Here is a 13,514-nt window from a genome sequence, read left to right as displayed (position 1 = left end):
GTTCTAGGGTGGGGGTGTTGTCTTGGGCGACTTCTCTGGGGGGGTTGGGGGTTCTGGCCTCTTGTTCGGGTTTCTGGACTGTTCCTGGGCGGTTTGCTGGGGGGTCTGGAGGGGTGGCGGAACGTTCGGGTTTCTGAAGGGGGGAGGGGTCTGAGACTCCTAGAGTCTCCTCTTGTTGAGCGAGGAGGCTGTCTTCTGGGGTGGGGTCGGATTCCCAAGAGAAGCGAATTTCTTGGGCTGAAGGGGGGAGTTGAAAGGTTCTCTGGGGTAATTCCAAGGAAAACACGGTGGAACTTAATGGAGACAAGGACGAGAAGGACTCATCGGAGAATGTTTCATGGGCGATTTCTGGGGGAATGCCAAAAGAAACGGTTGCTTCAACGTCACTGAGTTCGGACATTAGCGAATTTTGGGGATTCAACGGGATATCTCGGTCTGGGTCAAAGTCGGATGGGGTGACAGTGGAGAAAGCAGACTGTTCTTTCACTGTTGTTTTATCTAGTTCTGACTCTGCGATCGATGTTTGGGACATCGCGGGTACTCCATACCCTAGGACAACCATTGCCCCTGCACTCACAACCACTAAATTAGGAAAAGCTAACATTAAACTTATTTGCTTGAGTCTCTACGCGCTTACAGGCTATTGGGTGAAGTGTTTCAAGCTCTCGCTTATCACACATGACACATTTTACAGGACTCATGTTGAAAGCCTCTTGTTTTTAAACAGGGGATAAAAGTGAGTTGTAGAATTAATTCTGCTTTGCAGGGGTTGAGTTCGATAATTGTTAAATAGGGCGTGCTGAAAAAGGGTTCATTTGCTGGTGAGGTAAGGGAACAGGGAACAGCCCTTTCTCAAGCACGGAGACGCTCCGCGAACGGCTTCGCTATCCCTGACGGGACGCTAACGCGAACAGGGCAAGGGAACAGAGGATCAGGATCAGTGAAATTTAAGGGCAAATGGGCTTTTTTTTGCGAGATTTTTCCCCAATTGAGTGCCAAATTTGACCTTTTTTGCTTGGCAAAATTCTCACAACCCTGATTAGGCAAGGATTTTAGAGTTATTTAGCAAGCCCTAAATATTAAGACTTGACCGAAACTAATTAGCAAGCCCTAAATATTAAGACTTGACCGAAACTAATTGAGGCATGATGCGTTGTAAGACTTGTTTGAATACTATGGCGGTCCAGTCAATATCTTCGGGGGTGGTGGGTTTGCCGAGGGAAAAGCGGATTCCGGCTAGGGCTTGCTCATCGGGGTAGCCCATGGCCTTTAAGATGGGACTGGGCTTGAGTTGGCCACTGTGACAGGCAGACCCGGCACTGATGCCGATTCCGGCTAGGTTCATTTGACGGACTAGGGTTTTCCCGGTGATGCCTTGGGGGTTGGTTAAACAAAAACTAACATGGTGGGGGAGTCGGTGGAGTCGGTCTCCGGTGGGGGTGAGGTGGGGGGTGTCGGCGAGATGATCAAAGAGGCGATCGCGCAATTCTCGCAACCGAGGCAATTCTGTGGCCAGTTCCTGCCCCGCTAAGGCAGCCGCAACGCCAAATCCGGCGATACTAGGCACTGCTTGGGTCCCCGACCGTTTCCCCCCTTCTTGGCCCCCTCCACTCAACAAGGGGACTAACTCCACCCCCTCCCGGACATACAATGCCCCCACCCCTTGGGGGCCATACAATTTATGACTAGACAGGGACAGTAAATCTACCCCCAAACGCTGCACATCGAGGGGGAGTCGTCCGGCCACTTGTACTGCGTCGGTATGGAATAACACCCCATGACTCCGGGCAATGCGGGCTAATTCCTCAATGGGTTGTAAAGTCCCCACTTCACTCTGTCCGTAGATAATCGAGATTAAAACCGTATTGGGTTGAATCGCCGCCTTTAATTCTAAGGGATTGACTCGGCCTTGGGCATTTACGGGTAAGCGGGTGACTTCCCATCCCCATTGTTCGAGGAGGTTGGCCGGTTCGGACACCGCCGAATGTTCCACCGAGGAGATAATCAAATGTTGTGGCGTAGTATAGTGGCGGGTAATGCCAAAAATTGCTAAATTATCCGCTTCTGTCCCCCCAGAGGTAAACAGTAGGGTGTTGGGGTTGGCCGCGTTAATGAGACTGGCAACCTGCATTCTTGCTTCTTCTAGGACGAGAGCAGCCCGTTCCCCCCAAGCGTGTAAGCTGGAAGGGTTGCCCCATTGCTGTGTTGCCATGGTGCTGAGTTGGGCGGTTACTTCCGGTCGTTGTGGAGTCGTCGCACTATAGTCGAGATAAATTTGCATCGTCCCTTTTTGCGCTTGTCAATTTGCAGTCCCCTTGTCCAGTGTACTGGGTTTAGGTCGTCTTAGGGGGGAAATTAGCTGCCCGGCTTACAAACATTGTAATCTTCGTGGGAGATCACCGCTTCGGGGACTAAATTACTGCCACGATCTCGACAGAGTAACCGATAATGGCGAGTAACAGGGATACTGATAATAAAGCGATCGTGCCTAAGTCGTTTTCCCCTAAATTGACGATAATCTTGTTGTCTTTCAAGACTGGCAATAATTCTACGGGCTTTTAGTACAACGTTTTTAGGCAAATCTGTTAAGTCAACGGAATCTGCCGCAAATGTCGCTTCCCACATCTGCTTCTCTTCCTTTTTTTTGGCACGTTCTTCTTCTTTTTGGGCGCACCTATGACAAATTTGTCCGTATCCCCGATGTCCACAGGGGAAACGTTTTTTTCGTCTAGCCATATTAAAATAAATAAGTAATCCTGCTTAGTTTAAGTTCGGCAAGATTGCACTCAATTTTGTTAATTTTGATCTATACTCCCTAATTTTACGATATTTTCGGAACTCTGAAAGGCGAAATAGAGTCTTTATTGAGTTTGTCAAGACAAGGGGTGTCGGGAATTCAACGACTTTAGCAGTGATGGGGGTTGATGTAACACTTTGTTAAAATCTTGTCCCCTATTGTCCTAGATGAGTTTAGAGGAATGGGGGGGGAGGAGGAATGGAAAGGGAGAGAGAGTCCTACCTCCTCCCTGTCACCGTTAATTAAAGACGGCCTGACTTTGCTTTCCGACCGGCCAACCTTCGTTTTCTCCCCCGAAGATAACGCGACGAATGGGGACATAATCATGACTCAGTTGGGTTAGGGCATTGATTAAGATATCAACGGCAATTAAATCACTTGTTCCCAAGTCAAACCAACAACGTCCCCAAAACTCCAAATATTCAAATTCTCCCATATTGTGCATCGGGGCCATCATGGTACTGGTTTCGTAGTTGTCGTTATAGTCCATGTAGCTAATATCAATTCCCGTCTCCATCACTTGTAGATTTTCCGCATTAAACCCCCCCAGTTTTCCTAGGAAAAACCAAGAGTTAAAGAGTTCTTCAATATATTGCTGTTCCATGGGAGAGGGAGAATTTTCAAATTCTAGCCAAATCCACAGATCAAAGGGGTTAAATTCTCTAAATTGTACGTCCATGGGTTAATTTTGCCTTTTGCGAGAGTCCTGTGTTCATTCACTGTACAATATGCCCTAACCCCCACAAAAGTCAGCAGACTAGACGGAGTGAGAGGAGTTAGAATGATTAGGGGTTTCTGACTCGACTGTTTCCTGATTCTCCTCCATATCTTGTATATTCTCACCGAGTTCTTCGTTCATGCGCTGAATTTTTTGGTCGAGTCGTTGCATATTTTGCTCTAACTGTTCATTCATTTGCCGCATATTTTCATCCAGTTCTTGCATATTCTCATCAAGTTGTTGCATATTTTGGTCTAATTGATCCATACTGTCATCAACTCCGGGGTTCACGTTCTCCATATTGTCTAGTCCAAAGTTATCGTCCATTAATTGATCCATGTCTCCAAAGTCTTCATTCATTTGTCCAAATTCCTCATCCATTTCTTCATCCATCTGTTCAAATTGCTCATCCATCTGTTCAAATTGCTCATCCATCTGATTATTTTGTTTTGATAAAGTTGCCGTGGGTTGCGGTTGCTTGGGGGGTTGCAGTGTCTCTTGGGTTTGTGCGTTTACAGAGTTACTGTCTAGGAAAGAAAGACTCATTCCTAAGCAAGATGCAAGACTCACAGCAACTAATATAGGGAGTTTGTATAGAGTAAACATAAGTTTAATCTATTCTATTCATCGCTTCTATTTAACAGAGTAAGGATGATCTCCGAGGTGTCCGTCTTTCTCAGGTGAGAAAGTCAGGTCATTCAATGGAATGAGTTTATGCAGTTAAGTTGGATTAGTGATCTGTGGAGTACATTCACCCGTCAATCATGAATCTGGTCTAAGATTGTCCTATATTATTTTTTACTCCTCCATTCTGATGAGGAAAAATTATTCATTTGCTACTTAATCAAAATTGAGTCAAGCAAAATGTTGTTATGAGTCTTCTTTAAAAGGAATTTCTACAGGAAACAGAAAATAAAATTTTTTTGCGGTTGGTAATTAAACACAAACATCTAAATGCTTACAGATTATTTTTTATAAATTCTAATTCACTCAACAATCCTTCTGTATGAATCCAACCTACATAACCTCCAAATTTTACGATTTCTTTATCTAAAATATAAACGTGATGAATTTTTAAATCATTAATAAACAATAGAACTGTTCCACTATTATCTTTTAAATTCATATAAATTCATAAAGAAACTAGCATTATAATTCCATAACTGATCAACGTCCTTGAGAATATCACCCCAAAAACTAGAACGAAAATTAGGGATTGCTTGATTTGTTGTATAAAAATGGTCGTGAATAGATTGTTGAATCCCTTGTGCGTAGTTTACATCACGAGTGGCGACACCATGAATAAAGAAAATTAACATATTTCCTCCATTTTAATAATTTTGTTTCTGCATTTAATTTGGGACGTTAACTAAGGTAGAAAAAAATATTTTTTATCGCTTCTCATAAAGGAATAGACTCTTTTAAAACTTCTGCTTTAATTCTTTCTTTTAATCCTCCTTCTGTAACTACATCTACTTTCCTCCCTAAAATAGCTTCTAATTCTCGAATTCAACGCACTGGAAACCAAGGAGATATTTGATTAATGTCATAATCGACTAAAAAATCAATATCACTATCTTCTTTTTCTTCTTCTCTTGCAACTGAACCAAAAAGCCTCACATTAAATGTACCATGTTTTGCTGCAATTTCTAAAATTTTTTCTCGTTGTGAAATTAATGAATTTTTAACTTTCATTATTGCTCTACGATTGATAAGTTAGGTTTGGGTTGCCAGACTATAACCCGTTTTTTCTTCTTCAACCAGTAATTCTAGAACTTCTTGAGCATTATAAGCGTGCTTCTTGATAGGTGTCTCCATGAGTGTGAAATTTCTGACTGGGAAACTCTGGTAAATGAACCAAGTAACACTGATCTTCGTCACTCCACTGAATCACAATAGTGTCAGGTAGTTTCATTCTTCTTTTGTGGTCATCAAACTAGGGTGAGCAAAATGCCCACCCTGTCTATCTTACTCAGCCAAAATTAACCCTTCTCGGTGAGCGTGTAATAACTCGATAATTTGCCCAGAAACCTGCTCTAACATATAGATGAGGTGTTCCGGTTGTAAGATGTTGCCATCGTTGGTGTAACTGCCGATATAGCGGAGTTTAGCACCTTCGGAGGTGAGAGAGTCTAAGGTTAAAGAATGCAAGCGATCGCACAAATTAATCTGCCTCACTTTCCCTGATTTTGTAGTCTTCTCAAAGATAATTTCTGAACGGGAATTAACGGCATTAATCCAGTTTTCCCAGTCAGGAGACTCAGCAGCAACCTCTAACGTATATTCGGCCTTTTCTAAGAGACGATTCGCCGATTTGGTTTGCAGATCGACCTCCTCCACACGATAAATAGGAATCTCTATCGGTAACTGTTCCACTAACCGCGCTTGAAACTCCTTCGCATCCATGCGTTCCCGCAATTCAAAATCAACAATTTCCCCGGAACTGGTCATCCCTAACGAAAGCGCGGACGTAATCGAAATACGCGGCATCGGGTGATATCCTCCATTAAAAGAGATAGGCAACGAGGCACGACGCACCACCCGTTCCCATAAACGCACTAAGTCCAAATGACTCAATAAACGGTTTTCTCCCAACTTACCAAAGCGCACCCGTAACCGTTGTACGCGCTGCTGTGGGGGTTCAAACTGTCCGGCAAATTCGGGAATCGGTGGGGGTTCATAAACCACATTATGCCCAAAATCAACGCCACAGATACCGCATTGGGAACACCCTTCAAAGGCACAGTCGGGGACGGTGGCCGCGTCTAAAGCGCGTTGTAAGTCACCCTTGAGCCAGTCCTTATCAATTCCTGTATTAATATGATCCCACGGGAGATGCCGATTTAACCGTTCATCCCAACTGTACTGTTTCCGCTTCCGTTTCGACTCAATGGGGGTGTTTTGGGAGTCCATAATATTCCATTCTCCCGCTTGAATAGCGCGATATCGCCAACTTAACCCAGAATCTGAAATGGCCTGTTCCCACGCATCAAAGGCACGGTCAATTCCTTCCATCCAAGCATCCATCCCTGCACCTAATTCCCAAGCGCGACGGATAACCGGGGCCAAAGTGCGATCGCCGCGTCCCAAAAAGTCCTCCATCGCAGAAAACCGGACATCGGTGAAATTCGCTTTCACTCCCCGCACCTGTTTTAACTCCTGACGTAATAACTCCTGCTTGCGAACAAACTCAGAAGTCGAGACAGAATGCCACTGGAACGGCGTGTGGGGCTTGGGCGTAAAGTTGGAGATGGTAACATTAAAACTGAGCTTCTTACGTCCCTTCATGGCGCATTCCCGACGCAACCAGCGCAGGGTTTCCGCTATCCCCAACACATCGGCATCCGTCTCACCGGGTAAACCGATCATAAAGTACAGTTTCACCTTATCCCAACCTTGTTCAACGGCGGTTTTAATCCCCCGTAATAACTCCTCGTTGGTGAGTCCTTTATTAATGACATCCCGCATCCGTTGCGTCCCCGCTTCTGGTGCGAAGGTTAACCCAGTTTGTCGCAAACCCCCGACCACATTCGCAATATTCTCATCAAAGCGGTCAACCCGTTGACTGGGTAAAGAGAGGGAAATATTCTCATCTTTGAGACGGTTTTTCACCTCCATTCCCACCGCAGGAAGGGAGAGATAGTCGGAACAAGAGAGAGACAACAGGGAGAATTCATTATAGCCTGTCTCCCGCATCCCTTTTTCAATGGTATCCACCACCTTTTCCGGTTCAACATCCCGCGCAGGCCGCGTCAACATCCCCGGTTGACAGAAGCGACACCCCCGCGTACAACCGCGACGAATTTCGACGGTAAGGCGATCGTGGACGGTTTCCACTAAGGGAACGAGGCCGATAGAATAGTCTGGCATGGGTGCGGCCACACGACGTAAAATCCGCTTGGGAACGTCGGGCCGGTTGGGATGCACTGACCCATCCTCAGCCATATCATAGAACATGGGGACATAAACCCCCGGTACTTGCGCTAAGTCCAGTAAGAGGTCTTCTCTAGAGAGTCCTGCTTTTTTCCCTTCTTCAATAATGAGGCCAATTTCGGGGAGGAGTTCTTCGCCGTCTCCCAAGGCGATAAAATCGAAGAAATCAGCGAAGGGTTCGGGGTTGGATGTCGCGGTTTGTCCTCCGGCAAAAATGAGGGGAAAATCGGTGTTTTTCCGGTCTTGCCAAGTGAGGGGAATTCCCGCTAAGTCGAGCATTTCGAGGATATTCGTTCCCCCTAATTCGTAGCTGAGACTGAAGCCCAGAATATCATAATCGGTGAGGGGACGACGGGCTTCGAGGGCAAAGAGGGGGGTTTCGGTGTCGCGGAGTTTCTGGGCTAAGTCTCGGTCGGGGAGATAAGCGCGATCGCACAGTTGCCGAGGTTGAGCGTTAATCACATTGTAGAGGATAATATGCCCTAAGTTTGATGCCCCCACTTCGTAGATTTCGGGATAGGTCAGCACCCAACGCACGTCGGCACTCTCCCAGTCTTTATGCACTGATCCTAACTCGTTCCCTAAGTAACGAGCCGGTTTCATAATGTCTTCGTTAATCAGTTTATCAATTGCAACTGTCAAGGTATGTCCCTCCTTGTCAAATAGACCGCATCTACTACTATAACGTTCTCAGCAAGGGGGAGAGGGAGTATCATGAGTTAGAGATTCCCCTAAAGGTTGAACCATCTTTTTAGACAGTATAAAGACTTTCTGAAAATTTAATTTTTTTTTAACATTCTGTTGGCTCTAAATCTAAACTGATAAAGCTATACTTTGAAATAGCTGTTACACATTAAATCGTTTTGTCAAATATGTTAGAAGCAGCAACCTTAGCTAAAGAAGCGGTGCAAATTACTCTTAAAGTAGTCAACGGTATAACTGATGGTGCGTTACAAGATATTGGTTCTCAGATAGTGCAATATCTACAAGTGAACATTGGTGGAATTTTTCAACTAGAACAAGCTCAACAAAATCCCGAACAATTAGAAGCAACAATCCTAAGTTATACTGCTAGTGATGAGGAATTGAGAAAAGAGTTGAATAACTTAGTTGAGCAATATAAGCAGTTAGAAGAAAAGATGGGAAACCCGAAAATCTTTCAATATGCTCCGTCCGGTACTAATCAACATCACGAAGGCCCTGGAGATAATGTAAACGTTAAAAATCAGTTTTTTCGTCAATAATCATTACTACAATTTACGGGATGAAGATTTAGAGCCTCTTGACTCTACAGATAAAGTAGTATCCTACTTTTCAGTATTATTTTTCTTAATAAGTTCACTGTTCTTTTGGGCATTATTTGGAGTCTTTGCTAATTATGCCTTTCCTTACGAACAGTCGATAGAATTAATTTTGTGTTGTTTTAAAGGAAATCTTTCTAGTAAAGTTAATACATTACAAAAGCGGGTACAAAAAACTGAATTTATTTCTCAATTAGATAATGATAATCAAGTAGATATATTAAACAAGCTGGATTCCCAGCTTTGGCTGTATTTAGGTACTTTAGAAAAATTAGGCAATAAAAATCAAGTTAGTAGGGAAAATCTTGTAAAGACAATAGAAGCTCTACGCTCTATAAAAAATGAAGTAGAAAAAGAATTAGAACCTCGTAAGGCTAGAAAATATAAAGTTTTTTATCAATTTCAAAATACAGTACAAAAGGCGTTGAGCTTTGTACCATCAATTCAATCTCAACAAGATTTTCAGAAAATAGAAGGAATTTTTGATACATTAGTTCAATCTGCTAGGAATGCTAAACCATCTGCGGATTTTGTTGAAAGATTAACTTATGATTTGTCAAAATTACGCCAGTCTAGTAAAATCACCCCCTCTAGATTAACTCTAATATATAAAGTAGAGGCTTTATTGAGTATCATTGCACAACAAGAAGTCTCTAAATTAGATGAATATCAATTAAATAGTTTTATTCATAATAAAAATTTCAAAGAATTTAAAGATTTAAAAACACAAATTTTGCTTTTGTCTAGACAATTTAAAAAGATTATTCAAGAAAAGCAAGCACTAGAACAATATATTAAAGAACTTGAAAAGTTAAAAAATACAGCGAAAGGATACGAAGAAAGAATAGCAAATTTACAAGAAGAAGCAAAACAGTATAAAAATATTATACGAAATCAACAAAACGAAATTAGCATTTTGAGCAATCAATTACAAGAACTAGAAGGAGAATTAGATCAATGGCAATGCCAGTATTATGAATGGTTAGAAAAGAAAAAAGGATTAGATCGAGAGATTGAGGAAAAACAAGCTGAAATTAATAATTTGCAAAGAGAAATCGATAAATTTTCTCAAATTAGACACTTAAACGGAGATTACATTGGTAATCTTAGTGAAGTGAATTCAAAATATCACTTTTACCGTGGTTGTAGTTATTGGAAAGCATTGGTGGCAGATTATGTGTTAAAGTTAGATACTTCAAGAAATATTGAAAACAGCAATACTCCAGCAATATTTGAAGAACAAGGAATGGAACCTTGTCAATATTGCCAGAACCCAAAGAGGAATTCTCATATTGGAACATGAAACGCGATTACCGTCAATGTTGTTACAGCAGTATATCCGTGAAAAACGTCGTGATCATATTTATCAGAATTTTCAAGCCGCTCAACAAGAACAAAAACAAGGAAAGCTCACGTTTTCTAACCACATTAACGAATTAAAAAAAAATGATTGAGGAATAATAGTGGAAGTCAGTAATTCTATTATAGAAGATAATATGACCTATTAAGCGGGGAAAATTAATCATGCACAGAAATGAAATTCTTGAGGAGATTCACAAGCATCGGGAAGACTATGCTCAATCTTTTAATTATGATTTGAACGCTATATTTCGGGATTTACAGAAAAAACAACAAGCTCATAAAAATAGATTGATTCGACTCCCTATCAAACGAAACTTCAATCAAATATACCATAATATAGATTAAAATAAAGCCTAAGTTTTAGCAAGCTATAAATCAACTCCCAAAAATGATGACCACGGGACTAAAGCAAAAACAATTATCACGCATTGTTGTGAAAGGTTTTAAATCTATTGCTGATGGCGATCTGGTCTTAGAGTCACTGAATATTTTAATTGGCTGTAATGGTGCAGGAAAATCTAATTTTATTCAGTTTTTTCAACTGGTGCAGCAAATGATAGAAGGAAACTTACAGCGTTTTGTCAGTCGAGAAGGGGGACCCGATGTACTCTTACATTTTGGACGGAAAACCACTCCCCATTTAGAAATTAAACTCTATTTTGGAGATCAAGGTTATTTAGCAACCTTTGAACCTACCAAAAATAATCGCCTGATGTTTGCCAAAGAATCTTTTTGGTCGCGTGATTTGGGAGAAAGAGAAATCGCCAATGGACATTTAGAAACCCAGATTCAACAAGACACTCAAACCAGTCTTGACCACTCTATTTTACCTGCTATGCAGCAATGGCGTGTTTATCATTTCCACGATACGAGCGAAACGGCTTATATCAAACAATTACATAATATTAATGATACTTTGTATTTAAGACCAGATGCTAGTAATTTGGCTGCATTTCTGTATTTTTTACAGAAACAATACAATACATATTATCAAAGAATTGTCAAGACTATTCGTTTAGTTGCACCATTTTTCGGAGACTTTATTCTACGGCCTTCTATGGCTAATTCTGATAAAATTGAGTTACAGTGGCGAGAAAAGGGAAAAGATGAACCTTTTAAAGCTCATTATTTTTCCGATGGAACATTACGCTTTATCTGTTTAGCAACTGTTTTTTTACAACCCAGTGAATTACAACCTGAAACTATTTTAGTAGATGAACCGGAGTTAGGATTACATCCTTATGCCATTACTTTACTTGCGGGTTTAATCAAGTCAGTTGCAAAGCATAAACAAGTCATTCTTTCGACTCAATCGGTAGAGTTAATTAATCAGTTTTCTGCTCAAGACGTTATTGTTGTAGATCGTCAAGATCATCAATCGGTTTTTCAGCGATTGAATGCAGCAAAACTAACTGAATGGTTAGAAGATTATACCTTGGGAGAACTCTGGATCAAGAATATTTTGGGAGGGAAACCTGCTCAATGATTCGAGTTCATGTTTTTGTGGAAGGTCAAACGGAGGAAACTTTTGTTCGAGATGTCTTAGCAGAAGAATTACAAAATGCTGAAATTTATCTAAATCCTATTGTAATTAAAACCAGTCGCACGGGTAAAGGGGGAGTTGTGAGTTATGAAGTGATTAAAAAGCAAATTCAACGGAAATGCAAAGAAGATCGGTCTGCATTTGTGACAACAATGTTTGACTTTTATCGTCTTCCCAAAACCTTTCCTGGTATAAGTTCAATTCCAGAGGGTGGCGATCCCTATCAAAAAAGCGAATATCTTGAACAAGCATTAGAGCAAGATATTGATCAAACTAATTTTTTAGCATACTTAATGATGTATGAGTTTGAAGGACTCCTGTATAGTTGGCCAGAAGCGTTTCACGATTGGTTTGGGGAATCGGTGGTTGAACAATTAAAGCGCGATCGCGATCACTTATAAATGTATTATTCTAGACATCGTTAGCTTATCGTAATCGACTCCTCTGGTAAGAGTTCAGCAATGAATTGCAATGCGTCTATATCTACCGTCCTAAACACAATACGGCTCATAGTGGAATGTGGATACTCCGCAGAGGCAACCCCGGTATTTCCTTGCTCAGTCATTTTCGGATGAACGATAACCGCACGACAGGGTTTACCCAGATTTTCTGCGGCCAATTCAAGATAATTCCAAGCGCGGCCTTTCTGTCGTAGTTTCGGTTCTCCATCTGTATCTTTTAACCCTTCGTGATCCCACCATGCAAAATACCTCCCGTTGATGTGTCGCACTTCATGAAACCATATCGTAAAGACGGGAACACCATCGGTTGCAACCCCGTACCACGTTGTCCGTCCGGGGTTAAGTAAACCTGCTGCTCTTAATGCTTCCTTGAATTGCATATTCATCCAGTTAACGACAGTATGGTGAAATAGGATATCATTAAAAGTTAAGTCAGTACCATGAGGCTTAGTCAATGGCAAAATTTAATGATGTAGTTGAGGCAATCAAATATCTTTCTACAGATGAAAAAAAAAGAGATACAATCGTTGTTGCAGCATTATCTCCGTGAAGAACGTCGTGATAATATTTATCAGAATTTTCAAGCCGCCCAACAAGAACAAAAACAAGGAAAGCTCAAGTTTTCTAACCACATTAACGAATTGAAAAAGCTGATTAACATCTAAAATCCTGAGACTAATGCAACCCTCCAAAAACGGCTAAATTGTAATATTTCCAGATTACCGCAGTTTTAGAAAAGCCGGCTTTTTCTAACATCTGTAACTGATTATCTAAAGTAATCAATTGATCTTGACTCGAATAACCTTGAGTTTCACTTTTGCCGACTTTACTCCTCACTGCATCTAAATCAATATTTTGCTGTTGCGCCCATTTTTGGCGAGATTGTTTATAAATATCGGCTAATTCTGGGAACTCAGGTAACACGGGATCGGCATTCCAAAAGCATCCTGACGGATTGAGGGAACGAGCAATTTTATGCAAGAGTTTCTCTTTCATCCTATCACTGAGATGGTGAATGGCCAGAGAGGAAATTACTGCGTCAAAATGACCTGTAAAATTAATATGTGCCTCGTCATTGGCCCAGGCACCAAAATCGAGATGAACGACTTTTACGCGCTCTTTCTCTCCTTGAGAGTCTAATTTCGTTTGCAAAAAGTCCACCATTCGGGGGGAATAGTCCACAGCAGTAACATGAGCATCGGGACAATGGTGTAAGACTTTGCGGGTTAGTTCTCCTGTGCCAAACCCTAATTCTAAAATGCGTTTAGCTTTAATCGGTAAACAGAGAACAATGGCATCTAACATTTCATCATAATAGGGCAAGAGTTGCCGAATATTCGTGTCAAATTCTTGAGTTTGTGCAAATACTTCACCTGGATAAATCATATTATTTTGGAAA

Annotated in this window: 13 protein-coding genes and 4 pseudogenes; 6 read left to right on the top strand and 11 right to left on the bottom strand. The window is 41.5% G+C overall.

The window, feature by feature from the left end; genetic code table 11:
- The 9 genes and pseudogenes from PN462_RS19305 to PN462_RS19265 all read right to left on the bottom strand — a co-directional run.
- Positions 1–604, bottom strand: a pseudogene (locus PN462_RS19305) (hypothetical protein); the annotation flags it as partial.
- Positions 605–1,117: 513 nt separating this feature from the next.
- Positions 1,118–2,281, bottom strand: a complete 1,164-nt coding sequence (locus PN462_RS19300; RefSeq protein WP_272130463.1) for a cysteine desulfurase family protein — start codon at positions 2,279–2,281, stop codon at positions 1,118–1,120.
- A 74-nt stretch (positions 2,282–2,355) separates the two neighbouring features.
- On the bottom strand, positions 2,356–2,736 hold the full coding sequence (locus tag PN462_RS19295) for a DUF7682 family zinc-binding protein (protein ID WP_272130462.1): 381 nt from the start codon (positions 2,734–2,736) through the stop codon (positions 2,356–2,358).
- Between the two features lie 299 nt (positions 2,737–3,035).
- Positions 3,036–3,476 carry a DUF3531 family protein gene (locus PN462_RS19290; protein ID WP_272130461.1) on the bottom strand — a complete coding sequence of 147 codons (441 nt, stop codon included), beginning with the start codon at positions 3,474–3,476 and terminating at the stop codon, positions 3,036–3,038.
- Positions 3,477–3,554: 78 nt separating this feature from the next.
- Positions 3,555–4,061 carry a hypothetical protein gene (locus tag PN462_RS19285; RefSeq protein WP_272130460.1) on the bottom strand — a complete coding sequence of 169 codons (507 nt, stop codon included), beginning with the start codon at positions 4,059–4,061 and terminating at the stop codon, positions 3,555–3,557.
- 412 nt (positions 4,062–4,473) lie between these two features.
- Positions 4,474–4,641 carry a hypothetical protein gene (locus PN462_RS19280; RefSeq protein WP_272130459.1) on the bottom strand — a complete coding sequence of 56 codons (168 nt, stop codon included), beginning with the start codon at positions 4,639–4,641 and terminating at the stop codon, positions 4,474–4,476.
- Between the two features lie 275 nt (positions 4,642–4,916).
- Positions 4,917–5,210 (bottom strand): annotated as a pseudogene (locus PN462_RS23675) (nucleotidyltransferase family protein).
- A 21-nt stretch (positions 5,211–5,231) separates the two neighbouring features.
- Positions 5,232–5,430 (bottom strand): annotated as a pseudogene (locus tag PN462_RS23670) (type II toxin-antitoxin system HicB family antitoxin).
- A gap of 53 nt (positions 5,431–5,483) precedes the next feature.
- Positions 5,484–8,090, bottom strand: a complete 2,607-nt coding sequence (locus PN462_RS19265; protein WP_272130456.1) for a TIGR03960 family B12-binding radical SAM protein — start codon at positions 8,088–8,090, stop codon at positions 5,484–5,486.
- 230 nt (positions 8,091–8,320) lie between these two features.
- Between PN462_RS19265 and PN462_RS19260 the strand changes: the two genes are divergently transcribed.
- The 5 genes from PN462_RS19260 to PN462_RS19245 all read left to right on the top strand — a co-directional run bounded on the left by PN462_RS19260 (position 8,321) and on the right by PN462_RS19245 (position 12,055).
- Positions 8,321–8,692, top strand: a complete 372-nt coding sequence (locus PN462_RS19260; protein WP_272130455.1) for a hypothetical protein — start codon at positions 8,321–8,323, stop codon at positions 8,690–8,692.
- Between the two features lie 169 nt (positions 8,693–8,861).
- A complete protein-coding gene (locus PN462_RS19255) occupies positions 8,862–10,052 on the top strand; it encodes a hypothetical protein (protein WP_272130454.1) in 1,191 nt (396 codons plus the stop codon).
- Positions 10,053–10,273: 221 nt separating this feature from the next.
- On the top strand, positions 10,274–10,456 hold the full coding sequence (locus PN462_RS23665) for a hypothetical protein (protein WP_443029227.1): 183 nt from the start codon (positions 10,274–10,276) through the stop codon (positions 10,454–10,456).
- A gap of 46 nt (positions 10,457–10,502) precedes the next feature.
- A complete protein-coding gene (locus PN462_RS19250) occupies positions 10,503–11,597 on the top strand; it encodes an AAA family ATPase (RefSeq protein WP_443029229.1) in 1,095 nt (364 codons plus the stop codon).
- Positions 11,594–12,055: a DUF4276 family protein gene (locus tag PN462_RS19245; RefSeq protein ID WP_272130452.1), complete on the top strand. Its 462-nt coding sequence runs from the start codon at positions 11,594–11,596 to the stop codon at positions 12,053–12,055. Before PN462_RS19250 ends, PN462_RS19245 begins: the two co-directional genes overlap by 4 nt.
- Positions 12,056–12,075: 20 nt before the next feature.
- Here the strand turns inward: PN462_RS19245 and PN462_RS19240 are convergent, their stop codons facing one another.
- Complete coding sequence (locus tag PN462_RS19240; protein ID WP_272130451.1) at positions 12,076–12,501, bottom strand: hypothetical protein; 426 nt, start codon at positions 12,499–12,501, stop codon at positions 12,076–12,078.
- Positions 12,502–12,569: 68 nt separating this feature from the next.
- On the opposite strand from PN462_RS19240, the pseudogene PN462_RS19235 reads away from it, so the two are divergent.
- A pseudogene (locus tag PN462_RS19235) lies at positions 12,570–12,780 on the top strand (hypothetical protein).
- Between the two features lie 10 nt (positions 12,781–12,790).
- Here PN462_RS19235 and PN462_RS19230 read toward each other — a convergent pair.
- The gene (locus tag PN462_RS19230; protein ID WP_272130449.1) at positions 12,791–13,501 is read right to left on the bottom strand and encodes a class I SAM-dependent methyltransferase; all 711 of its coding nucleotides are present in this window, start codon (positions 13,499–13,501) and stop codon (positions 12,791–12,793) included.
- Between the last annotated feature and the right edge of the window lie 13 nt (positions 13,502–13,514).

It is taken from the genome of Spirulina sp. CS-785/01 (assembly GCF_028330525.1).
GTDB lineage: Bacteria > Cyanobacteriota > Cyanobacteriia > Cyanobacteriales > Spirulinaceae > JAQMSD01.
The sequence above is the reverse complement of the archived record's forward strand: the minus strand, read 5'-3'. Positions and strand labels throughout refer to the sequence as shown.